A 22,284-nucleotide genomic window follows, 5' to 3' on the forward strand; every position below is an offset into this window, starting at 1 on the left:
AACGCCGTCGCCCAACCGCCGCCTCGGATAATCAGCGCTCTCTCTGCGCATTCCGAGGCCCTCCCCCATGTCGAGCCCGTCCACCGAACAGGTCAGCCCTCACACCCTGCGAAAAGTCATCATCGCCGCCGGCATCGGTAACTTCGTCGAATGGTTTGACTTCGCCGTCTACGGTTTCCTCGCCACCACCATCGCCCAGCAGTTCTTCCCCAGCGGCGACGCCAGCGCAGCGCTGCTCAAGACCTTTGCGGTCTTTGCGGTGGCCTTCGCCTTCCGGCCCCTGGGCGGGATTTTTTTCGGCATGCTCGGCGACCGCATCGGGCGCAAACGCACCCTGGCCATGACCATCCTGCTGATGGCCGGCGCCACGACCTTGATCGGCCTGCTCCCCACCTATGCGGCCATTGGTGTTGCGGCGCCGATTCTGTTGTCGCTGATCCGCTGCGCCCAGGGCTTCTCGGCCGGGGGCGAATACGCCGGGGCCTGTGCCTATCTGATGGAGCACGCGCCCACCGACAAACGCGCCTGGTACGGCAGCTTCGTGCCGGTCTCGACGTTCTCGGCCTTCGCCGCGGCCGCGGTGGTGGCGTACGCCCTTGAAGCGTCGCTGTCCGCCGAAGCCATGGGCAGTTGGGGCTGGCGCCTGCCGTTCCTGATCGCGGCGCCGCTGGGGCTGGTGGGGCTTTACCTGCGCTGGAAGCTGGATGAGACGCCGGCCTTCCAGGCCGTGAAGCAGGAGCATGCGGTCGCTCACTCGCCGCTCAAGGAAACCCTGCGCAACCATGGTGCGGCGATCTGCTGCCTGGGCGCTTTTGTGTCGCTGACGGCGCTGTCGTTTTATATGTTCACCACCTACTTCGCGACGTACCTGCAAGTGGCGGGCGGGCTGAGTCGGGCGGTAGCGCTGCTGGTGTCGCTGATTGCGTTGATCTTCGCGGCGGCGATTTGCCCGCTGGCAGGGCTGTATTCGGACCGAGTGGGGCGTCGGGTCACGGTGATGACGGCGTGTGTGTTGTTGATGGTGGTGGTGTATCCATCGTTCCTGATGGCCAGTTCCGGCTCGTTCGCGGCCTCGATCGTCGGCGTGATGTTGCTGGCGGTGGGGGCGGTGTTGTGTGGCGTGGTCACGGCGGCGTTGCTCTCGGAGACCTTTCCCACCCGCACGCGCTACACCGCTTCGGCGATTACCTACAACATGGCGTATACGATCTTCGGCGGCACCGCACCGTTGATGGCGACGTGGTTGATCAGCAGCACGGGCAGCAACCTTTCTCCGGCGTTTTACCTGATTGCGGTGGCATTGCTGGCGCTGGCCGGCGGGTTGGCGTTGCCGGAGACGTCGAGGATTTCGCTGCATGACGTGGGCACGCAGGAAAAAGGCGCAACGTCGTTGCTCTCGCGCTAGCACCAGAGATCAGCTGTCGAGCGCCGGCGAAGGCGGCGACTCGCCCCGCCGCTCGCCGCAGCAAGAACGCCCTTATTGCAGGGCATGCTTGACCTGCACCTCAGGCATCGCCGACGAGTGATGGTTGAGAATCTTCCACTGGCCCCCCACCTGCTCATACACAAAGGTATAACGCGCCTGCACTTCACGCTTCTCGCCGTTCGCTTGGGTCAAGGTAAACGTGTAGACCCCGCTGTCCATGGCCACGTTACTGCCCAGCTGGCGGATTTCGCGGTAGTTGATCTGGCCCACCGGCTTGAGCGCCAGGAAGTGATCGAAGTAGTCCTTGATCTGGTCCGGCGTGGTGCGCACCTGATTGGACACGGTAGGCTGCAACACCGCATCCGGCGCATACAGGTCGACCACCGTGTTCACGTTACCCGTCTGCAAGGCACTGTTCCAACGGTCGAATAAACCGGCGATCTCACGATCTTTCACATTGGCCGGTGCCTGGGCCACCTCACGGTAGACATAGGGTGACGTCTGCGCGGCCTGAACCAAGGGTGCGCTGAAGGCAAGAACCAGGGCGATCGAAGCGGCTTTGAAAGTCATTGCAATACTCCAGGGGTTGTCGTGGCGCCCACTTTGCCAACCCGCCCGCCGTGCGCCATCGGCCAACCGGAGGCATTTGCCTATGCCATTTGGCAGATAGCGCTCAACCGCCCCGGCAAGGTCTAATAGCCCCCTCGCGCCCCTGAGCATCCCGTTATGCAGAACACACCCTTTGACCCCGGTAGCGCCCTGGCCATGCGCGCGCATTTCAGACAATCGGAAAGTCGCACCGCACGCCTGCGCCTGTTGGTGGACACGGGCCAGGCATTGGCGCAGTTGGCCCCCGATGTCATGCGCGAACGCGTGCTGACAAGGGCCTGCGGCTTCCTCGCGATGGACCACGGCGTGCTGCTGGAATGGGAGGCCGAGGGCGACGCCCAGATCACGGCTCGCCATGGCAGCCCGGCGCGCCTGGCCAACCTGGCCGTCCTCGCCGACCGCGACCTGCGCGCGCCACGCTGGCAGACGCAGCCGCACAGTGCTTTGCAGGTGCCGTTGTGCGGCAGTCACGGCGCGGCCTTTGGCATGTTGATCGTGAGCAACAGCGTCAGCCTGCGAGCGCCGGAACATGAGGACATCGAATCCCTGCAACTGCTCGCCACGCTGCTGGCCACCCATGTGGAGAACCACCGCCTGCTGACCACGCTCAAGGCGCGCGACCGCACGCTGTCCGACCTGGTCAACCGCTTGCTGCATGCGCAGGAAGATGAACGCAAACGGGTGGCCTACGACCTGCACGACGGCCTCGCACAGACCCTTGCCGGTTTGCACCAACGGCTGCAAGGCTTCGCCGGTCGCTGCCCGGACCTGCCGCAGGCATTGAGTGCGGACTTGCAAGCGATCCTCAGCCTGGCCCAGCACTCTGTCGGCGAGGGCCGACAACTGATCGCGGGCCTGCGTCCCACCGTGCTGGATGATTTCGGTGTGTTCAAGGCCCTCGATAAAGAAGCCGATCGCCTGCGTGACGCCGGGATCGATGTGGTGTGGCAGGCGCAGTGCGAAACGCGACTGCCCAGCCAAGTGGAAATCGCCCTGTTCAGGATCGGCCAGGAAGCCATCAATAATGTGCTCAAGCACGCACAGGCGAGCCAGGTGCGACTGGCGCTGGTGTTGCGCGACGCGACTGCCGTGCTGCAGTTGGACGACAACGGCAGGGGTTTCATCTGCGAACAACCACGCGATGCCGCCCAGCACCTGGGGCTTGCCACCATGCATGAGCGCGCCAGCTTGCTGGGCGGTCTTTTCAGCTGCGTCAGTGCAGTCGACGGTGGCACGCAACTGCAGGCCCGTGTGCCAATACAGCCCCAGGGAGCCGCGCAATGAGCCCGGTGTTGCGCCTGGTACTGGCGGACGATCACGAAGTCACCCGCACCGGTTTTGTCGCGCTGTTGGCCGGCCACCCGCAGTTCGAGGTGGTCGGCCAGGCCCGTGACGGACAACACGCAGTAGAACTGTGCGAGCAACTGCTGCCGGATATCGTCATCCTCGACATCCGCATGCCGGTGCTCAATGGCCTGGGCGCCGCGCGCTTGCTGCAACAACGCTTGCCGGACCTGAAGGTGGTGATGTTCACCATGGACGACAGCCCCGACCATCTGGAAGCCGCGATGAATGCCGGTGCGGTGGGCTACCTGCTCAAGGATGCCAGCCGTGACGAGGTGATCCAGGCCTTGCAACAGGTGGCCGCCGGCGGCGAAGCGCTCAATACGGCGGTCAGTGCGCGGCTGTTGCGGCGCATGACCGAGCGCCAGGCCAGCGGTGCCGCGCCCGCCGAACACCTCACGCCGCGCGAGCGTCAGGTATTGGGCCTGGTCGCCAATGGCATGAGCAACCGTGCCATCGGTGAGCAGTTAGGCATTACCACCGGCACGGCCAAAGCCCATGTGGAACGGGTGATCGGCAAGCTCGGCGCGGCCGACCGCACCCAAGCCGCCGTGCGTGGCATCGCGCTGGGCCTGGTGGTGCAACCATGAAGCGGCGCTGGGCCGACTTGCCATTGCGGGGCAAGGCCTTGGTGGTGATTTCGCTGCCGCTGGTGGTGCTGTTGTTGTCGCTGGTGCTGATCTACATCACCGAACGGCAGACCGCCCGCGCCGAAGAGGATGTGCGCCGGGTGCTGCGGGTGCAGGGCGATATCCAGGCCGTGCACACCCTGCTCGCCGAGGCGGCGGCCAGTGTACGCGGTTACCTGCTGACCCGGCGCGAGGACTTCCTGCCCAGCTATTTGAACGCCAGGCCGCAGATCGAGGCGGCGCTGCATCGGCTCGACCGCAACGTGCGCGACCCACGGGTGCGCGAGCAACTCAGTGCGATCAAGCCGTTGATCGACGGCAAGGTCGATGGGCTGGAGGAGATGCTCAAGGACCGCGACGCCACGGCGGAATCGATTGGCGCCATTCTGATCAGCAACAAGCACATTCTCGATGCGTTGCGCCAACACATCAGCAGCATGCTGACCCTGGAAGAATCACTGCTGGCCGAGCGCAGCGCCGCGGCGTCCGAGACCCGTCAACGGCTGTTGCTGTCGACCTGGCTGGCGGCGATCTGCGGGCTGTTCGGCGCGATTGTCGCGGTGCTGTTCCTGTCCAAGGGCATTGTGGCGCGGGTACAGAACGTGCAACGCAATGCGCAACGCCTGGCGCTGGGTCAGCCGTTGCTGGCGCAACCGCCGGAACAGGATGAGATCGGCCAGTTGGGCACGCGCCTGGTGGAAGCCGGCGTGCTGCTGGCTGAACGCGAACGCGCCTTGCGCGACAACGAAGAACGCTTGCGGCTGATCATCGACGGGGTCAAGGACTACGGGATCTTCGCCCTTGACACAGCAGGTCACGTCACCAGCTGGAACAACGGCGCCGAACGCATCAAGGGCTACACCGAGCAGGAAATCATCGGCCGGCATTTCTCGCTGTTCTACCTGCCCGAGGAATGCCCGCAACACCCCGAGATGGCCTTGCGCGAGGCGACCCGCGACGGCGACTACACCGAAGAAGGCTGGCGCTGCCGCAAGGATGGCACGCGTTTCTGGGCCAGTGTGGTGATTACCGCGCAGTACGACGGCACCGGCGCGTTGCGCGGCTTTTCCAAGATCACCCGCGACATCACCGACCGCCGCGCCGCAGAAATAGCCCTGCGCACCGCACGCGAGGAAGCCGAGCGCGCCAGCCGCGCCAAAAGTGAGTTTCTGTCGCGCATGAGCCACGAGCTGCGCACCCCGCTCAATTCGATCCTGGGTTTTGCGCAGTTGCTGGACATGGACGCGGCCAAGACGCAAAAGGCGCATGTCGGGCATATCCTGCGCGCCGGCCAGCACCTGCTGACGCTGATCAACGAAGTGTTGGACATCGCCAAGATCGAAGCGGGAAGCCTGGCGCTGAACATCGCCCCACTACCGTTGACGCAGGTGCTGCAAGAGGCACTGACGCTGGTATCCCCCATGGCGACCGACGCGGGTATTGAGTTGCAGCCGCTGCCCACCCTGGCGGCCGACATTGGCATCGTCGCCGACCGCCAGCGCCTGACCCAGGTGCTGCTGAACCTGCTGTCCAATGCGATCAAATACAACCGGCGCGACGGGCAAGTGAGCATCGAGGTGACTGTCGACGCCCAGCGCATCGGCGTGTCGGTGTGCGATTGCGGCAAGGGCATCGCGGCCGATCACCTGGGGCAGCTGTTCACCCCCTTCGAGCGTCTGGGCGCCGACCCGAATGTGGAAGGCAGCGGCCTGGGCCTGGCGCTGAGCAAAAGCCTGCTGGAAAACATGGACGGCCAGTTGCACGTACACAGCCAGGCCGGCATCGGTTCGCGTTTCACCCTGGAACTGCCGTGGGTACGCCTGCACGCCCCGCAAAGCCTTGCATTACCGCTCATCGACAGCGAACTCAAGCGCCCCGCCCCGTTGACTGGCGCGTTTCAGGGCAAGGTGCTGTGTATCGAGGACAACCTCTCCAGCCTCGCGCTGATCGAAACCCTGCTGCAACGTCGGCCGGGGATAAAACTGCTGTCAAGCATGCAAGGCCAACTGGGCCTGGACCTGGCCGCGCAGCATGGGCCGCAGTTGATTCTGCTGGATGTTTCCCTGCCGGACATCGACGGCTTGAGAGTGCTGCAACGCCTGCGTCAGTCACCGGTCACCCACGCCACCCCGGTGCTGATGATCACCGCCGACGCCAGCGACCGGACCCGCCTGGCCTTGCAGGACGCAGGCGCCACGGCGGTCTTGAACAAACCCATCAACGTGCCTGCGTTTCTCGCCCATCTCGACCAGTACTTCCCGGAGCCCGCGTGAACACCGACCTGCGTATTCTGATCATCGACGACCAACGCCCTAACCTCGAACTGGTGGAGCAACTGCTGGCGCGCGAAGGACTGACCAACGTGCTGAGCAGCACCCAGCCGCTGCTCACCCTGGAACTGTTCAACAGCTTCGAGCCGGACTTGGTGATCCTCGACCTGCACATGCCCGAGTTCGACGGTTTTGCGGTGCTGGAGCAACTCAACCGGCGCATCCCCCACGACGAATACCTGCCGATCCTGGTGCTCACCGCCGACGCCACCCGCGACACGCGCCTACGTGCCCTGGCGCTGGGTGCCAGGGACTTCATCAGCAAGCCACTGGACGCGCTGGAAACCATGTTGCGGGTATGGAACCTGCTGGAAACCCGCGCGCTCTACAAAACCTTGCGCAGGTTGGTACCGGCGCAGCGGATCGAGTTGTTGCAACGGCGTGAATCAACGGGCAATCTCCACGCCGCCGGGGACACTCCGGCCTAGCTCCCCCATCGATCGCACCTCAAGGATGGCCCGCACATGGCGGCTTCGAACAAATGGCTGATGTCGTCAGTCGCGTATTACCTGGATTTCTTCACCATCCCCTTGTTCATCGGCTTTGCGCTGTGGCTGGCGCCCCTGGATCCATGGCAACTGCTCGCCGGTCTGCTGGCCTGGACGCTGGTGGAGTATTCGGCGCACCGCTTCCTGTTCCACTCGCTGTACCGCCGCGAACACTGGACCCATCACGTTGATGTACTGGCCTACATCGGGGTGTCGAGCTGGAAAACCAGCACCACCTTTGCCGCGCTGCTGCTGTTTGCCTGGTACACCGGCCTGACCTCGGCGTTCATCGGCGCGGTGACCGGCTACTTCTATTACATCTCGGTGCATTACGTGATGCACCGCCCCGCGCATTGGGCGTACCGCTATATTCCGGGGCTGGTTGCCAATCACGACCTGCATCACCGCCAAGGCATCGAAAAAAACTTCGGCGTGTCCTCGCCATTGTGGGATCACGTGTTTCGCACCTTCATTCGCACGCCGGCGCGGGTTGAACGCGTGGAGTGAAGGTAACGTACCCGTCATAAACCAGACGGAAGGCATATAGAGAGGACTAAAGTTGCGGCGAATGGGGCGGATAACTTCTATGTTGTTTATATCCGCAATACTGTTCAAGGACCGAACTCATGACCCCGAGTCAATCCAGCCGTACTGCCCTTCCCGGTCATCCGCGTATTCTTTGGTTCGCTTTACTCCCAGTCATCCCCGCCGTCGTCTGGATACTCCTGCAGTCCGCGTCGCCGGCCAACCTGGCGGCCTGCGCGGTGCTGGCGTTGATCGGCCTCGGTGCCTGCGCCTGGAGCGCAAGGGCGCAGCACGAGGCGGTGCGCCGCGCCCTTGCGCTGCAAGCCCCTGGCGCCACGCAGGCCGCGCAACAGAGCGCGGATTCACGGGCACAACTCGACGAAGTCTTGCTCGGCGCCATGCCGATCTGGGCCAAACAGGTGGAAAGCTCGCGCCAGCAGACCGAAGACGCCATTGTCAGCCTGGCTAATCGTTTCACCGGTATTTCCACGCGGTTGCAGGACACTGTGCAGGCCTCACAGCAAGCCGCCGGCGAGCTCGATGGGCAGGCCGCCGACGGCGCCCTCAAGGTGCTGGCGCGCAGCGACAGCGAGCTGAGCCAGGTCATCGATTCCCTCAGGGCCGCTCAATCGAGCCGCGACCAGACCCTGTCGCAAGTACGCAGCCTCACGGCCTATACCGGTGAGTTGCGCAGCATGGCCGCTGATGTGGCGGCGATCGCGGCACAAACCAACCTGCTGGCCCTCAACGCGGCGATCGAAGCAGCACGCGCCGGTGACGCCGGCCGTGGTTTTGCGGTGGTGGCCGATGCGGTGCGCAGCCTGTCGAGCAAGTCCAGCGAGACCGGCCAGCAGATGTCGGCCAAGGTCGACATCATCAATAACGCCATCAACCAACTGGTGCAGGCGGCCTCCAGCAGCGCCGACCAGGACAGCCACTCGGTGGCCGCGTCCGAGCAGAGTATCCAGCAGGTGCTTGAGCGCTTTCAGACCATCACCGGTCACCTGGCCGACTCCGCCGACCTGCTCAAGCAGGAAAGCTACGGGATTCGCGACGAGATGACCGAGGTGCTGGTCAACCTGCAATTCCAGGACCGGGTCAGCCAGATCCTCAGTCATGTGCGCGACAACATGCACGCCCTGCATGAGCACCTGCTGCAGGCCAGTCAGGCGCCGGACCAGCCGGTGGCCGTGGATGCCCGGCAGTGGCTGGCGCGTATGGAGGCTACCTATGCCACCGACGAGCAGCGGCGTACGCACCATGGCACCACGGCCGTGCAACAGAGTTCAGAAGACATCACCTTTTTCTAGGAGCAGAGCATGGCGAAGAATGTATTAGTGGTCGACGACTCGAGCAGCGTGCGGCAAGTGGTCGGCATCGCCTTGAAAAGCGCCGGCTACGACGTAATCGAGGCGTGCGACGGCAAGGATGCCCTGGGCAAGCTCAACGGGCAGAAGGTGCACCTGATCATCAGCGACGTGAACATGCCCAACATGGACGGCATTACCTTCGTCAAGGAGGTCAAGAAGCTGGCCAGCTACAAGTTCACCCCGATCATCATGCTGACCACCGAATCGCAGGAATCGAAAAAAGCCGAAGGCCAGGCCGCGGGCGCCAAAGCCTGGGTGGTCAAGCCGTTCCAGCCGGCGCAGATGCTGGCGGCGGTGTCCAAATTGATCCTGCCCTGATCGCTAACGGCCCGGAGGCCCCATGCCCATCATCAGCGAAACAGTCGAAGGCATCGCCCGCGTGGGCATCGAGGGCGAACTGACGATCTACACCGTGGCCGAACTGGCCGCCGAGCTGCTGCCCCAACTCGGCACTGCGCCGCGCCTGGAGCTCGACCTGTCGCAGGTCACGGAAATCGACGGCGCCGGCCTGCAATTACTGGCGGTGATCCACCGTGAGGCCACAGCCGGCGGTACGCCGGTAAGCCTTGTCGGACAAAGCCAGGCGGTGACCCAAACGTTGCAATTATGTGGCGGCACTGTCTTTTAGCGCGCCCTACCCCGATCAACGAGCGACAAAGGAATGTCCAGGTGAGTATTAATCTCGATCAGGCACAGCAGACCTTCATCGCCGAAGCACGCGAGCTGTTGCAGGTCATGGAGCAATCCCTGCTGCAACTGGAGAGCGAGCCAGGTGATGAGGATGCCATTGGCGCGGTGTTTCGCGCCGCACATACCATCAAGGGCTCGGCCGGGCTCTTCGGCCTGGCGCCGATCGTGGGGTTCACGCATATCGTCGAAGACGTGCTCGACCGCCTGCGCGACGGCAGTGTGACGGTGGATGCGGGGCTGATCGCGGTGCTGCTCAAGTGCGGCGACCACATTCTCGATCTGATCGAGGCGGTCGACCACCACAGTGGCGCGCTGCAACCTGCGACGTTGGCGCGCGGCGAGGTGTTGCGCGAGGCGCTGAGTGCCTATCAGTCGCTGCAGACCGCCAGCGCCGCCATCGAAACCTTTGGCGCGGATGACGCGCCCCAGGCCGAGGTGCTCTGGCACATTTCCCTGCGCTTCGGCGTGGACGTATTCCGCAATGGCATGGACCCGTTGTCCTTCCTGCGCTACCTCGACACGTTGGGCCAGGTGTTGCAGGTCACCACCCTGACCGAGAGCATTCCGCCCATGGACGCCTGGGACCCGGAAAGCTGCTACCTGGGCTTCGAGATCGACCTGCGTTCGAAGGCCAGCCACACCACCCTTAATGAAGTCTTCGATTTCGTACGCGATGACTGTGAAGTGCACATCCACGCCGTCGATGAGCCGAGCGACAGCGGCGCCATCACCAGCACCGAGCTGGTCACCCAGGCCGCCCCCGGCCCCGTGGAGACGGCGCAACAGCGGGTGGCGACGACCAGCGAAGCCAAGCCCCGGGACGGCAGCTACGTGCGGGTCAATGCCGACAAGCTCGACGAATTGATCAACCTGGTCGGCGAGCTGGTCATCGCCAGCGCCGGCGCCAGCCTGCTGGCCCGCTCCTGCAACAACGACCCGTTGCAGGAAGCCACGTCCACCGTGTCGGGACTGGTGGAAGAGATCCTCGACGGCGCCCTGCACCTGCGCATGATCCCCATCGGCGATACATTCAATCGCTTCCGCCGCGTGGTGCGCGATGTCAGCCAGGAGCTGGGCAAGGACATCGACCTGATCATCAGCGGCGCGGAAACCGAGCTGGACAAGACCGTGGTGGAGAAAATCGGCGACCCGCTGATGCACCTGTTGCGCAATGCCATGGACCACGGCATCGAAAACGCCGAGGCACGGCGTGCGGCCGGCAAATCGACCAAGGGCCACCTGAGCCTGAATGCCTACCACGACTCCGGCAGCATCGTGATCGAGATCGCCGACGACGGCGCCGGCCTCAACCGCGAACGGATCCTGGAAAAAGCCCAGGAACGCGGGCTGGTCGCCAGCGGTGCGGTGCTCAGCGACCAGGAGATCTACAACCTGATTTTCGAAGCCGGTTTCTCCACGGCCGAGGCCGTCACCAACCTCTCCGGGCGGGGCGTCGGCATGGATGTGGTCAAGCGCAATATCACCCTGCTGCGCGGCACCGTCGACCTCGACAGCCGCCCGGGCCAGGGCACCGTGGTGCGCATTCGCCTGCCGCTGACCCTGGCGATCATCAATGGCTTCCTGGTGGGCATCGACCAATCCACCTACGTGATTCCGCTGGACATGGTCCAGGAATGCATCGAGCTGGACGAACGCCAGCGCCAGTCCAGCCGCGACCAGGGCTACCTGGACCTGCGCGGCGAGGTGTTGCCGCTGGTGGACCTGCGCGAGCACTTCAACCACGAAGGCCCGGCGGCCCGCCGTCAGAACGTGGTAGTGGTGCGCTATGCCGAACACAAGGCCGGGCTGGTGGTGGATGACCTGCTCGGCGAGTTCCAGACCGTGATCAAACCCTTGGGCAAGCTGTTCGGCGCGCTGCGCGGCATCAGCGGCTCGACCATTCTGGGCAGCGGTGCGGTGGCCTTGATTCTGGATGTGCCGGCACTGCTCAATCAAATCGTACAACAAGAAGCGCGCACGCCTCAGGTGCCACCGTCGGCCTCGGTCGTCGTGCGCTGAAGCATTTGTAATTCCATGGAGGTTTCCCGATGAAATGGTTCTACGATCTCAAGATTTCCACCAAGTTGATCAGCTCGTTCCTGGTGGTCCTGGCGCTCACAGCGGGCATGGGCGCGTTCGCCATCCTCCAGCTCGGCGCCGTCAACCATGCGGCGCAGGAGATCCGGGGCAACTGGATGCCGTCGATGCGCGCGGCGGCAGGCATGCGTTTTTTTGCCGCCAACTACCGACTGAAAGAAAACCGCAACATCAGCACCGAAATCGCCGAGGAAAAAGCCCAGGCCGAGCGTGAAGCCGTGGAAGCGCGCCAGCAGTTCGAAACCCGGCTGGGCACCTACGAACAACTGTTGTCGAACGACGAGGACCGTCAGCTGCTGGTCAGCGTGAAGAGCGCCTGGAGCGCTTACCTGGCAGCCAGCCTGCAATTGTTCGAGCTGTCCCGGCAGAACCAGGAAGCGCAGGCGCGCGCCCTGCTGCGCGGCGAATCCAAGGTGCACTTCGACGAGCTGACCAGCCGCTTGCAGAAAATGGTCGAACTCAACGACGCCGGCGCCACGGTAGCCGGTGACAGGGGCTCGGCGCTGTATGAAGAATCACGCCTGTTGATCATTGTGGTACTGGGCGCGGCGCTGCTGATCGGCCTGGGGCTGGCGCTATTCATTGCGCGGATCATTTCCCGCCCACTGCGACTGGCTGCAAGCGCCGCCGAGCAATTGGCCGAGGGCAATCTCAATACCCCTATCGCGCCAGGCTCGAAGGATGAAACCGGCATGGTGCTCAACGCCATGCGCAATATGGTCGGCAAACTGGCGCATATCATCGGCGAAGTGCGCAACGCCGCCGACAACCTGGCCAGCGCCTCGGAGCAAGTCAGCGCCACCGCGCAATCGATGAGCCAGGCCACCAGCGAACAGGCCGCCAGCGTCGAGGAAACCAGCGCGTCGGTGGAGCAGATGAGCGCCAGCATCAACCAGAACACCGAAAACGCCAAGGTCACCGATGGCATGGCCAGCAAGGCCGCCAAGGAAGCCACCGACGGCGGCGAGTCGGTGCAGCAGACGGTGGTGGCGATGAAGAAAATCGCCCAGCGCATCAGCATCATCGATGACATCGCCTACCAGACCAACCTGCTGGCGCTCAACGCCGCCATTGAGGCTGCACGGGCCGGCGAACACGGCAAAGGCTTTGCCGTAGTCGCCGCCGAAGTGCGCAAACTGGCGGAACGCAGCCAGGTGGCCGCCCAGGAAATCGGCGAGTTGTCGTCCAGCAGCGTGGACATGGCCGAGAAAGCCGGCAAGTTGCTCGACGAGATGGTGCCCTCGATCAACAAGACCTCCGACCTGGTGCAGGAAATCAGCGCCGCGTCCGAGGAACAGGCCGCCGGTGTCGCGCAGATCAATACGGCCATGACCCAGCTCAACCAGGTCACCCAGCAGAACGCCTCCAGCAGCGAGGAACTGGCCGCCACCGCCGAAGAAATGAGCAGTCAGGCCGAGCAGCTGCAACAAGCCATGAGTTTCTTCGTGCTTGACGCCACCCCCAGGGCCGCGGTGCAAAGCAGCCACGTAGACAGCCAGGGCAGTAAGCCCGGCCGTCAGCCACCGCGCCCGGCACCGCAGGCTCCGCGCCAGGCCTATGCCTACAACATGGCCAGCGCCCCGGACGAATCGGAATTCACCCGTTTCTGATGCCAGGCATCGACACGGGCTTATAGGGAGAATGACATGGGTGCAGTGATGACTACCCGACAGGCCGCGGTTACGGCCGATGAGGATGCCCAATACCTGACCTTCATGCTCGGCGGCGAGATGTTCGCCATCGGCATTCTGGGCATCAAGGAAATCATCGAGTACGGCAGCCTGACGGTGGTGCCGATGATGCCCGCGTTCGTGCGCGGCGTGATCAACCTGCGCGGCGCCGTGGTGCCGGTGGTGGACCTGTCGGCGCGGTTTGGCCGGGCGAACTCGGCGATTACCCGGCGCTCCTGTGTGATCATCATCGAAGCGAGCACCGAAGATGGTCAGCCCCAGGACATCGGACTGCTGGTGGACACGGTATCTGCCGTGCAAGAGATCCCGGCGGCGCAGATCGAGCCGCCGCCCAGCTTCGGCGCGCGGATTCGTGCCGACTTCATCGGTGGCATGGCCAAGGTCGAAGGCAAGTTCGTGATTGTGCTGGAGGTGGACAAAGTGCTGTCTATCGATGAGATGTCCAGCCTGGCCGAAAGCGCCCAGGGCCCGGCGCTCGACCTCGACCCGCGTTGAGGTGTGATCATGGCAGACACCTCTTCGCTCAATGACCGTGAGTTCGGTCAGTTCCAATCCTGGTTGTACCGGGCGGCAGGCATCAACCTGTCGCCGGCCAAGAAAGCCCTGGTGGCCGGGCGGCTGTTCAAGCGTCTCAAGCACTATGAGCTGGAGAGCTATGGAGACTACTTCAAGCTGATCATGAGCGATCAGCGCAAGGGTGAGCTGCAAGTCGCGCTCGACCTGCTGACCACCAACGAGACCTATTTTTTCCGCGAGCCCAAGCACTTCGACTTTCTACGTCAGCAGGTGCTGCCCAAGGCCGCGCCGGGCAAAGTGTTTCGCGTGTGGAGCGCGGCCAGCTCGTCGGGCGAAGAACCCTACAGCCTGGCGATGACCCTGGCCGAGGCCCTGGGCACCACGCCCTGGGAAGTGGTCGGCTCGGACATCAGCACCCAGGTGCTGGCCAAGGCGCGCACCGGGCATTATTCGATGGAGCGCATCGGCACCCTGCCCCAGCCGCTGTTGACCAAGTACTGCCTCAAGGGCATCGGCCGTCAGGAAGGCACCTTCCTGATCGACAAGAGCCTGCGCAACCGTGTCAGCTTCGTGCAGGTCAACCTGAACGAACCACTGCCGGGCCTGGGCGAATTCGATGTGATTTTCCTGCGCAACGTAATGATCTATTTCGACCAGCAGACCAAGAGCCAGGTGGTCGCACGCCTGCTGCCGCTGCTCAAACCCGGCGGCCATTTCATCATCAGTCACTCCGAAAGCCTCAATGGGGTGAACGACACCCTGAAGCTGGTGGCACCGTCGATTTACCGCAAGCCATGAAAAAGCCCCTCGGTGCGGCCGAAGTGGTGTTGGCGCCAGGCCAGGTCAGTTTTATGACGCGGCCGACGCGCCTGCGCACCCTGCTCGGCTCCTGCGTGGCGTTCACCTTCTGGCACCCGCAACGGCTGATCGGCGGCATGTGTCATTTCATGCTGCCGGCACGTTTGCGCCATGATCAGCCCCTGGATGGCAAATACGGTGACGAAGCGCTGGAGCTGCTGCTTCAGCACGCGCGCGCCCATGGCACACAGGCGCAGGATTATCAGGTGAAGGTGTTCGGCGGCGGCGAGATGTTCCCTGCACAGCAATACTTGCCGGCGCGCAATGTGGCCAGCCTGAATATCCGCGCGGCGCTGGCCCTGGCCGAGCATCATCACTTGCACCTGACGGCCCAGGACATGGGCAGTACCGGTTATCGCACCATCGTGTTCGACCTGTGGAACGGCAACGTCTGGGTCCGGCATCAACCAATGGGAATCCTTGAAAACAATGCCTTCCAAAAAAATCAGTGTATTGCTGGTCGATGACTCGGCCGTGGTGCGCCAGGTGCTGCTGGCGATCTTCAACGACACGCCGGACATCCACGTCATGGGCGCGGCGTCCGACCCGATCTTCGCCATGGACAAACTCGCACGGGAATGGCCGGATGTGATCGTGCTGGATGTGGAAATGCCGCGCATGGACGGCATCACCTTCCTGCGCAAAATCATGAGCGAGCGCCCGACGCCGGTGGTGATCTGTTCCTCACTGACCCAGAAAGGCGCGGAGACGTCCCTGCAGGCGCTGTCGGCCGGCGCGGTGGAAATCATCACCAAACCCACCACCGGCTTGAAAAACTTCCTGATCGAGTCGGCGCCGGAGCTGGTCGCGGCGATCCGCGCGGCTGCCAATTCCAATGTCAAGAACCTCGGCAAGCGCACTGCGCGACCGACCCCGGCCCCTGTACCGGCGGGCAAGCTCAGTGCCGATGCGATCCTGCCCGCCGCCAACGGCCAGGCCATGGCCCAGACCACCGAACGCATCGTCGCCATCGGCACCTCGACCGGCGGCACCCAGGCGCTGGAGGCCGTGTTGACGGCGCTGCCGAGGGTGTGCCCGGGCATGGTGATCGTGCAGCACATGCCGGAGAAATTCACCGCATCATTTGCCGAACGCCTCAACAGCGTGTGCCAGATTGAGGTGCGCGAAGCGCGCAACAATGACCGCATACTCCCAGGCCTGGCGCTGATCGCCCCCGGCGGCAAGCACCTGATGGTCACTCGAAGCGGCGCCTTCTATCACGCGCAAGTCATCGACGGGCCGCTGGTCAACCGACACCGGCCGTCCGTGGACGTGCTGTTTCGCTCGGTGGCCAAGTTTGCCGGCAAGAACGCCACCGGCATCATCATGACCGGCATGGGCGACGACGGCGCCCGTGGCCTCAAGGAAATGCTCGATGCCGGTGCCGCCACGGTGGCCCAGGACGAGGCCAGTTGCGTGGTGTTCGGCATGCCCAAGGAAGCCATCAAGCTCAATGCCGCCCAGCGCATCATGGCGTTGCAGGATATTCACCAGGCGATTTTGCATAAGTGAAAACACCTGTGGCGAGGGAGCTTGCTCCCCTGACGTCCTGATAGCCGACACGTATCTGGCTGATTGCCCACATTTAGGCTGCGGCGCGTCAGTTAGATAGCCGTGCTCCCGAGGCGACCCGCCAGGCCTGACTGCTTCATCAAGTATTATCACGCCTATTGATAGCCCCCTAACGAAACCCCCAGGCTAGAGGGCTAATCTCGCGCTTATATCATTCCGAATGATAGTTACCTTTGCTTCATTCGATTCGTGACATACCGCGTCCCCGCGCATGATCCGCCCATCTCAAATACATTGGCGGATGCACCTCATGGAACAGTCATTCAAACCTTTGCGCTTCCCCCTGGCGATCCTGGCCGTGGTGGTGATGAGCGCGTGCGGCAAGACCCCGGAACAAGCGGCCGCCATGCCAGCGGCCAAAGTCAGCGTGGCCAAGGTGCTGGAACAACCGGTCAACGAGTGGGACGAATTCACCGGCCGTCTTGAAGCGCCGGAAACCGTACAGATTCGTCCACGGGTCTCTGGCCAGATTGACCAAGTTGCTTTCACCGAAGGCGCTTTGGTCAAGAAAGGCGACCTGCTGTTCCAGATCGACCCGCGTCCGTTCCAGGCTGAAGTGCGCCGCCTTGAAGCCCAGCTCGCTCAAACCAAAGCCGCCGCCACCCGCAGCGACAACGAAGCCCAGCGTGGCGAACGCCTGCGCCAGAGCAATGCGATCTCCGCCGAACTGGCCGACTCGCGCACCACCGCCGCCCAGGAAGCCCGCGCCGCCGTCGCCGGGATCCAGGCGCAGTTGGACCTGGCCAAGCTGAACCTGAGCTTCACGCGCGTGACCGCGCCGATCAGTGGCCGCGTCAGCCGTGCCGAAATCACTGCCGGCAACCTGGTGACCGCCGATACCACCGCACTGACCAGCGTGGTCTCCACCGACAAGGTCTACGCCTACTTCGACGCCGATGAGCGCGTGTTCCTCAAATACACCGAACTGGCTCGCCAGGGCCGTCGTGGCGCCACTACGCCAGTGTACCTGGGCCTGTCCAACGAAACCGGCAACCCGCACCTGGGCCAGATGAACTTCGTCGACAACCAGGTCAACCCGGCCACCGGCACCATCCGTGGTCGTGCGGTGTTCGATAACAGCAAGGGCGAATACACCCCTGGCTTGTATGCGCGCCTGAAGCTGGTGGGCAGCGGCACCTACTCCGCTGTGCTGATCAACGACGAAGCCGTGGGCACCGACCTGGGCAAGAAGTTCGTGCTGGTGATGGAAGGCGACAAGCCGGCCTATCGCTCGGTGGAACTGGGGCCGAAGATCGAAGGTTTGCGCATCGTGCGCAGCGGCCTGAACAAGGACGACACCATTATCGTCAAGGGCCTGCAGCGCGTGCGTCCGGGCTCGCCGGTCGCACCGGAAACCATTCCGATGGCCAGCAAGGAAACCCTCGCCGCCTTGGCCCAACAACGACAAGCGCTTGAAGCCAGCAACCTGGAACAAGTGGCGCCGGAAAAACCCGCGCCCAAACTGGCCAGTGTCGCGACTCCACGCGGTTAAGGGATACGACTCAAGATGAATTTTTCCAAGTTCTTCATTTCGCGGCCGATCTTCGCAGCGGTGCTTTCGCTGTTGATCCTGATCGCCGGCGCGATCTCGCTGTTCCAATTACCGATCAGCGAATACCCGGAAGTAGTGCCGCCGACCGTGGTGGTGCGCGCCAACTTCCCGGGCGCCAACCCCAAGGTCATCGGTGAGACCGTGGCGGCCCCGCTTGAGCAGGCCATCACCGGTGTCGAGAACATGCTGTACATGTCCTCGCAGTCGACCGCCGACGGCAAGCTGACCCTGACCATCACCTTCGCTCTGGGCACCGACCTGGACAACGCGCAGGTGCAGGTGCAAAACCGTGTGACGCGTACGCAGCCAAAACTGCCGGAGGAAGTGACGCGCATCGGTATCACCGTGGACAAGGCCTCCCCCGACCTGACCATGGTGGTGCACTTGACCTCCCCGGATCAGCGTTACGACATGCTCTACCTGTCCAACTACGCCTTGCTCAACATCAAGGATGAGTTGGCGCGCCTGGGCGGCGTGGGTGATGTGCAGCTGTTCGGCATGGGCGACTACTCCCTGCGCGTCTGGCTGGACCCGAACAAGACGGCTTCACGCAACCTGACCGCCACCGATGTGGTGACAGCCATCCGTGAGCAGAACCGTCAAGTGGCCGCTGGCGCCCTCGGTGCGCCGCCTGCGCCGAATGCTACCGCCTTCCAGTTGTCGGTGAACACCCAGGGCCGTCTGGTCACTGAGGAAGAGTTCGAGAACATCATCATTCGTTCCGGCGATAACGGTGAAATCACGCGTCTCAAAGACATCGCACGGGTCGAGCTGGGTTCCAGCCAATATGCCCTGCGTTCGTTGCTCAACAACCAGCCGGCAGTGGCGATCCCGATCTTCCAACGTCCGGGATCCAACGCCATCGAGATTTCCAACGAAGTGCGCAGCAAGATGGCGGAGCTGAAAAAGAGCTTCCCGCAAGGCATGGACTTCAGCATCGTCTATGACCCGACCATCTTCGTGCGCGGCTCCATCGAAGCGGTGGTGCATACGCTGTTCGAAGCGCTGATCCTGGTGGTGCTGGTGGTGATTCTGTTCCTGCAGACCTGGCGCGCTTCGATCATCCCATTGGTGGCGGTGCCGGTATCGTTGATCGGTACGTTTGCGGTGATGCACCTGTTCGGCTTCTCGCTCAACGCGTTGTCATTGTTCGGGCTGGTATTGGCCATCGGTATCGTGGTGGACGATGCCATCGTTGTGGTGGAGAACGTCGAGCGCAACATCGAGCTGGGCCTGGAACCGTTCCCGGCGACTGAAAAAGCCATGAGCGAAGTGACCGGCCCTATCATCGCCACCGCGCTGGTGCTGTGCGCGGTGTTCATTCCAGCGGCGTTTATCAGTGGCTTGACCGGCCAGTTCTACAAGCAGTTTGCCTTGACCATCGCGATCTCCACGGTGATCTCCGCGTTCAACTCGCTGACCTTGTCCCCTGCCCTGGCCGCCGTGTTGCTGCGCAGCCATGACGCGCCGAAGGATCGCTTCTCCAAGGTGCTCGACAAGATTTTCGGCGGCTGGTTGTTCCGTCCGTTCAACCGCTTCTTCGAGAAGGCCAGCCACGGTTACGTCGGCACCGTACGCCGAGTGATTCGCGGCAGCGGCATCGCCCTGTTCCTGTACGCAGGCCTGATGGTGCTGACCTGGTTCGGCTTTGCCCATACCCCGACCGGTTTCGTACCGGCCCAGGACAAGCAATACCTGGTGGCCTTCGCCCAGCTGCCCGACGCCGCGAGCCTGGACCGTACCGAAGACGTGATCAAGCGCATGTCCGAAATCGCCTTGAAGCAACCGGGCGTGGACAGTGCGGTGGCCTTCCCTGGCCTGTCGATCAACGGTTTCACCAACAGCCCGAACAGCGGCATCGTGTTCGTGACCTTGAAACCGTTCGACGAGCGTAAAGACCCGAGCATGTCGGCCGGTGCGATTGCCGGCGCCTTGAACGGCCAGTACAGCAACATCCAGGAAGCCTACATGGCGATCTTCCCACCGCCGCCGGTACAGGGCCTGGGCACCATCGGCGGGTTCCGCCTGCAGATCGAGGACCGTGGCAACCTGGGTTACGACGAGCTGTACAAGGAAACCCAGAACATCATTGCCAAGAGCCATAACGTGCCGGAGTTGTTCGGCCTGTTCACCAGCTACACGGTCAACGTGCCTCAGGTCGATGCCGCCATCGACCGGGAAAAGGCCAAGACCCACGGCGTGGCGATCAGCGACATCTTCGACACCCTGCAGATCTACCTGGGTTCGCTGTATGCCAACGACTTCAACCGCTTTGGCCGCACCTACCAGGTCAACGTGCAGGCAGAACAGCAGTTCCGCCTGGATGAAGACCAGATCGGCCAGCTGAAAGTGCGCAACAACAAGGGCGAGATGATCCCGTTGGCGACCTTTATCAAGGTAAGCGACACCTCGGGACCGGACCGTGTGATGCACTACAACGGCTTTATCACCGCTGAAATCAACGGCAACGCCGCACCGGGCTACAGCTCCGGCCAGGCCCAGGCCGCGATCGAAAAACTGTTGAAGGATGAACTGCCCAACGGCATGACCTACGAGTGGACCGACCTGACCTATCAGCAAATCCTCTCGGGCAATACCGCGCTGTTCGTGTTCCCGCTCTGCGTGCTGCTGGCGTTCCTGGTACTGGCCGCCCAATACGAAAGCTGGAGCCTGCCACTGGCCGTGATCCTGATCGTGCCGATGACGCTGCTGTCGGCGATTACCGGGGTGATCATCTCCGGCGGCGACAACAACATCTTTACCCAGATCGGCCTGATCGTACTGGTGGGCCTGGCCTGCAAGAACGCGATCCTGATCGTCGAGTTCGCCAAGGACAAACAGCAGGAAGGCCTCGACCCGCTCGCCGCGGTACTGGAAGCCTGCCGCCTGCGTCTGCGGCCGATTCTGATGACCTCGTTCGCGTTCATCATGGGCGTGGTACCCCTGGTGTTCTCCAGCGGTGCCGGTGCCGAGATGCGCCATGCCATGGGTGTGGCGGTGTTCTCCGGGATGATCGGTGTGACCTTCTTCGGTCTGTTGCTGACGCCAGTGTTCTACGTACTGATCCGTCGCTATGTGGAGCGCCAGGAAGCGCGCAAAGCGGCCAAGGCCTTGAAGCTGGAGACACAGCAATGAGTGTGAACGTCTTTTTGCCGAGCTTGCTGGTACTGGCGTTGAGCGCCTGTGCCGTGGGCCCGGACTACAAAACCCAGACCCCGGAAGCGGCGAACATCACCGCCGCCGCCGATGCCAAGCAGTATGACCATGCCAAGTTCGAAGGCATCTGGTGGCAACAGTTCGACGACCCGACCCTGAACCAGTTGGTCACTCAGTCGCTGCAAGGCAACCGTGATCTGCGCGTCGCCTTTGCCCGCCTGCGGGCGGCACGGGCGATCCGCGATGACGCCAGCAATGACGCCATGCCGACCATCACCAGCCGCGTCAGCAGTGACCAGGGCAAGGGCCAGGTCCCGGGGCAAACCTCTCGCCGGATCAAGACCGAGCGCTACGACCTCGGCCTGGACATGGCTTGGGAGCTGGACCTGTTCGGCCGCATCCAGCGCAACCTGGAAGCCACCGACGCCGACCAGCAAGCCGCCGAGGCTGACTTGTACCAGCTGCAAGTCACGATGATTGCCGAACTGGTGGACGCCTACGGTCAACTGCGCGGCGCGCAACTGCGTGAACGCATCGCCCTGGACAACCTGAAGAACCAGCAGGAGTCGCGCACCATCACCGTCAGCCTGCGCGATGCCGGGGTGGGCGACCAGCTCGACGTGGAACGCGCCGACGCACGCCTGGCGGCGGTAGAAGCCAGCGTGCCGCAACTGCAAGCCGAACAGGTGCGCGAGCGCAACCGCATCGCCACCCTCCTCGGCCAGCGCCCCGACAAGCTGAGCGTGGACCTGAGCCCGAAAGACCTGCCGGCGATTGCCAAGGCGTTGCCGATTGGCGACCCGGGACAACTGCTGCAACGGCGCCCGGACATCCTCAGCGCCGAGCGCAAACTGGCCGCCGCCACCGCGCGCATCGGCGTGGCCAAGGCCGACCTGTTCCCACGGGTCAGCCTCAGCGGCTTCCTCGGCTTTACCGCCGGGCGTGGTTCGCAGATCGGCTCGGCCGCGGCGAATGCCTGGTCCCTGGGCCCGAGCATCACCTGGGCCGCCTTTGACCTGGGCAGCGTGCGCGCGCGTCTGCGTGGCGCCGACGCCGAAGCTGATGGCGCGTTGGCCACCTACGAGCAACAAGTGCTGCTGGCGCTGGAAGAATCGGAAAATGCCTTCAGTGATTACGGTAAACGCCAACAGCGCCTGGTCTCGTTGATCCGTCAGAGTGAGTCCAGCCGCGCCGCCGCCGACCTCGCCGCGATCCGCTACCGCGAAGGCACCGTGGACTTCCTGGTCCTGCTCGACGCCCAGCGCGAACGCCTGGCCGCCGAAGACACCCAGGCCCAGGCCGAAGTCGACCTGTATCGCGGGATTGTGGCGATCTACAAGGCGCTGGGCGGCGGATGGCAGCCGGATACGGTCGTCGCGACGGCCAAGTAACGTAAAGAGCTCCTTTGGTTGGTCGCATCCAGCCAATTTT

General features: G+C 63.3%; 19 protein-coding genes. 18 read left to right on the top strand and 1 reads right to left on the bottom strand.

All coding sequences use genetic code 11. From position 1 onward, the window contains the following. The first annotated feature begins 67 nt into the window (after positions 1-67). Positions 68-1,405 carry an MFS transporter gene (locus PSH66_RS16160; protein WP_003174206.1) on the top strand — a complete coding sequence of 446 codons (1,338 nt, stop codon included), beginning with the start codon at positions 68-70 and terminating at the stop codon, positions 1,403-1,405. Between the two features lie 72 nt (positions 1,406-1,477). On the opposite strand, the gene PSH66_RS16165 is transcribed toward PSH66_RS16160, so the two are convergent. Next, a complete protein-coding gene (locus PSH66_RS16165; RefSeq protein ID WP_305427214.1) occupies positions 1,478-1,996 on the bottom strand; it encodes an SgcJ/EcaC family oxidoreductase in 519 nt (172 codons plus the stop codon). A 156-nt stretch (positions 1,997-2,152) separates the two neighbouring features. Between PSH66_RS16165 and PSH66_RS16170 the strand changes: the two genes are divergently transcribed. The 17 genes from PSH66_RS16170 to PSH66_RS16250 all read left to right on the top strand — a co-directional run bounded on the left by PSH66_RS16170 (position 2,153) and on the right by PSH66_RS16250 (position 22,244). Beyond that, entirely contained in the window at positions 2,153-3,319 is a 1,167-nt protein-coding gene (locus PSH66_RS16170) for a sensor histidine kinase (RefSeq protein ID WP_305427215.1), read from the top strand. Then, positions 3,316-3,969: a response regulator transcription factor gene (locus PSH66_RS16175; RefSeq protein ID WP_003174209.1), complete on the top strand. Its 654-nt coding sequence runs from the start codon at positions 3,316-3,318 to the stop codon at positions 3,967-3,969. The genes PSH66_RS16170 and PSH66_RS16175 overlap by 4 nt, the downstream gene beginning before the upstream one ends. After that, positions 3,966-6,281: an ATP-binding protein gene (locus tag PSH66_RS16180; protein WP_003174210.1), complete on the top strand. Its 2,316-nt coding sequence runs from the start codon at positions 3,966-3,968 to the stop codon at positions 6,279-6,281. The genes PSH66_RS16175 and PSH66_RS16180 overlap by 4 nt, the downstream gene beginning before the upstream one ends. Beyond that, a complete protein-coding gene (locus PSH66_RS16185) occupies positions 6,278-6,766 on the top strand; it encodes a response regulator (RefSeq protein WP_003174211.1) in 489 nt (162 codons plus the stop codon). Before PSH66_RS16180 ends, PSH66_RS16185 begins: the two co-directional genes overlap by 4 nt. Before the next feature lie 36 nt (positions 6,767-6,802). Then, the gene (locus PSH66_RS16190; RefSeq protein ID WP_003174212.1) at positions 6,803-7,333 is read left to right on the top strand and encodes a sterol desaturase family protein; all 531 of its coding nucleotides are present in this window, start codon (positions 6,803-6,805) and stop codon (positions 7,331-7,333) included. Positions 7,334-7,749: 416 nt separating this feature from the next. After that, on the top strand, positions 7,750-8,661 hold the full coding sequence (locus PSH66_RS16195; protein WP_370694855.1) for a methyl-accepting chemotaxis protein: 912 nt from the start codon (positions 7,750-7,752) through the stop codon (positions 8,659-8,661). Positions 8,662-8,670: 9 nt separating this feature from the next. Beyond that, positions 8,671-9,039 carry a response regulator gene (locus PSH66_RS16200; RefSeq protein ID WP_003174214.1) on the top strand — a complete coding sequence of 123 codons (369 nt, stop codon included), beginning with the start codon at positions 8,671-8,673 and terminating at the stop codon, positions 9,037-9,039. 22 nt (positions 9,040-9,061) lie between these two features. Further along, positions 9,062-9,349 carry a lipid asymmetry maintenance protein MlaB gene (locus tag PSH66_RS16205; RefSeq protein ID WP_078733386.1) on the top strand — a complete coding sequence of 96 codons (288 nt, stop codon included), beginning with the start codon at positions 9,062-9,064 and terminating at the stop codon, positions 9,347-9,349. A 41-nt stretch (positions 9,350-9,390) separates the two neighbouring features. Then, entirely contained in the window at positions 9,391-11,430 is a 2,040-nt protein-coding gene (locus tag PSH66_RS16210) for a chemotaxis protein CheA (protein ID WP_141063934.1), read from the top strand. A 29-nt stretch (positions 11,431-11,459) separates the two neighbouring features. Continuing rightward, positions 11,460-13,118 carry a methyl-accepting chemotaxis protein gene (locus PSH66_RS16215; RefSeq protein WP_305427217.1) on the top strand — a complete coding sequence of 553 codons (1,659 nt, stop codon included), beginning with the start codon at positions 11,460-11,462 and terminating at the stop codon, positions 13,116-13,118. Between the two features lie 36 nt (positions 13,119-13,154). Further along, complete coding sequence (locus PSH66_RS16220) at positions 13,155-13,694, top strand: chemotaxis protein CheW (RefSeq protein ID WP_003174218.1); 540 nt, start codon at positions 13,155-13,157, stop codon at positions 13,692-13,694. 9 nt (positions 13,695-13,703) lie between these two features. Then, entirely contained in the window at positions 13,704-14,513 is an 810-nt protein-coding gene (locus tag PSH66_RS16225; protein WP_003174219.1) for a protein-glutamate O-methyltransferase CheR, read from the top strand. Continuing rightward, positions 14,510-15,040 carry a chemoreceptor glutamine deamidase CheD gene (gene cheD / locus PSH66_RS16230; RefSeq protein WP_003174220.1) on the top strand — a complete coding sequence of 177 codons (531 nt, stop codon included), beginning with the start codon at positions 14,510-14,512 and terminating at the stop codon, positions 15,038-15,040. Before PSH66_RS16225 ends, cheD begins: the two co-directional genes overlap by 4 nt. Continuing rightward, positions 15,003-16,085: a chemotaxis response regulator protein-glutamate methylesterase gene (locus tag PSH66_RS16235; protein ID WP_003174221.1), complete on the top strand. Its 1,083-nt coding sequence runs from the start codon at positions 15,003-15,005 to the stop codon at positions 16,083-16,085. The genes cheD and PSH66_RS16235 overlap by 38 nt, the downstream gene beginning before the upstream one ends. A 310-nt stretch (positions 16,086-16,395) precedes the next feature. Next, positions 16,396-17,637 carry a multidrug efflux RND transporter periplasmic adaptor subunit MexE gene (gene mexE / locus PSH66_RS16240; protein ID WP_078733419.1) on the top strand — a complete coding sequence of 414 codons (1,242 nt, stop codon included), beginning with the start codon at positions 16,396-16,398 and terminating at the stop codon, positions 17,635-17,637. A gap of 15 nt (positions 17,638-17,652) precedes the next feature. Further along, a complete protein-coding gene (locus PSH66_RS16245) occupies positions 17,653-20,832 on the top strand; it encodes an efflux RND transporter permease subunit (protein WP_078733393.1) in 3,180 nt (1,059 codons plus the stop codon). Then, positions 20,829-22,244, top strand: a complete 1,416-nt coding sequence (locus tag PSH66_RS16250; protein WP_141063935.1) for an efflux transporter outer membrane subunit — start codon at positions 20,829-20,831, stop codon at positions 22,242-22,244. The genes PSH66_RS16245 and PSH66_RS16250 overlap by 4 nt, the downstream gene beginning before the upstream one ends. Positions 22,245-22,284 lie beyond the last annotated feature (40 nt).

It is taken from the genome of Pseudomonas sp. FP597, from assembly GCF_030687435.1.
Lineage (GTDB): Bacteria > Pseudomonadota > Gammaproteobacteria > Pseudomonadales > Pseudomonadaceae > Aquipseudomonas > Aquipseudomonas lactucae.

Coding starts and splice junctions, on each gene's coding strand:
- PSH66_RS16205 (WP_078733386.1), top strand. CDS start 9,062: ATGCCCATCATCAGCGAAACAGTCGAAGGCATCGCCCGCGTGGGCATC.
- PSH66_RS16190 (WP_003174212.1), top strand. CDS start 6,803: ATGGCGGCTTCGAACAAATGGCTGATGTCGTCAGTCGCGTATTACCTG.
- PSH66_RS16160 (WP_003174206.1), top strand. CDS start 68: ATGTCGAGCCCGTCCACCGAACAGGTCAGCCCTCACACCCTGCGAAAA.
- PSH66_RS16235 (WP_003174221.1), top strand. CDS start 15,003: ATGCCTTCCAAAAAAATCAGTGTATTGCTGGTCGATGACTCGGCCGTG.
- PSH66_RS16220 (WP_003174218.1), top strand. CDS start 13,155: ATGGGTGCAGTGATGACTACCCGACAGGCCGCGGTTACGGCCGATGAG.
- PSH66_RS16165 (WP_305427214.1), bottom strand. CDS start 1,996: ATGACTTTCAAAGCCGCTTCGATCGCCCTGGTTCTTGCCTTCAGCGCA.
- PSH66_RS16215 (WP_305427217.1), top strand. CDS start 11,460: ATGAAATGGTTCTACGATCTCAAGATTTCCACCAAGTTGATCAGCTCG.
- PSH66_RS16250 (WP_141063935.1), top strand. CDS start 20,829: ATGAGTGTGAACGTCTTTTTGCCGAGCTTGCTGGTACTGGCGTTGAGC.
- PSH66_RS16175 (WP_003174209.1), top strand. CDS start 3,316: ATGAGCCCGGTGTTGCGCCTGGTACTGGCGGACGATCACGAAGTCACC.
- mexE (WP_078733419.1), top strand. CDS start 16,396: ATGGAACAGTCATTCAAACCTTTGCGCTTCCCCCTGGCGATCCTGGCC.
- PSH66_RS16200 (WP_003174214.1), top strand. CDS start 8,671: ATGGCGAAGAATGTATTAGTGGTCGACGACTCGAGCAGCGTGCGGCAA.
- cheD (WP_003174220.1), top strand. CDS start 14,510: ATGAAAAAGCCCCTCGGTGCGGCCGAAGTGGTGTTGGCGCCAGGCCAG.
- PSH66_RS16225 (WP_003174219.1), top strand. CDS start 13,704: ATGGCAGACACCTCTTCGCTCAATGACCGTGAGTTCGGTCAGTTCCAA.
- PSH66_RS16180 (WP_003174210.1), top strand. CDS start 3,966: ATGAAGCGGCGCTGGGCCGACTTGCCATTGCGGGGCAAGGCCTTGGTG.
- PSH66_RS16245 (WP_078733393.1), top strand. CDS start 17,653: ATGAATTTTTCCAAGTTCTTCATTTCGCGGCCGATCTTCGCAGCGGTG.
- PSH66_RS16170 (WP_305427215.1), top strand. CDS start 2,153: ATGCAGAACACACCCTTTGACCCCGGTAGCGCCCTGGCCATGCGCGCG.
- PSH66_RS16195 (WP_370694855.1), top strand. CDS start 7,750: ATGCCGATCTGGGCCAAACAGGTGGAAAGCTCGCGCCAGCAGACCGAA.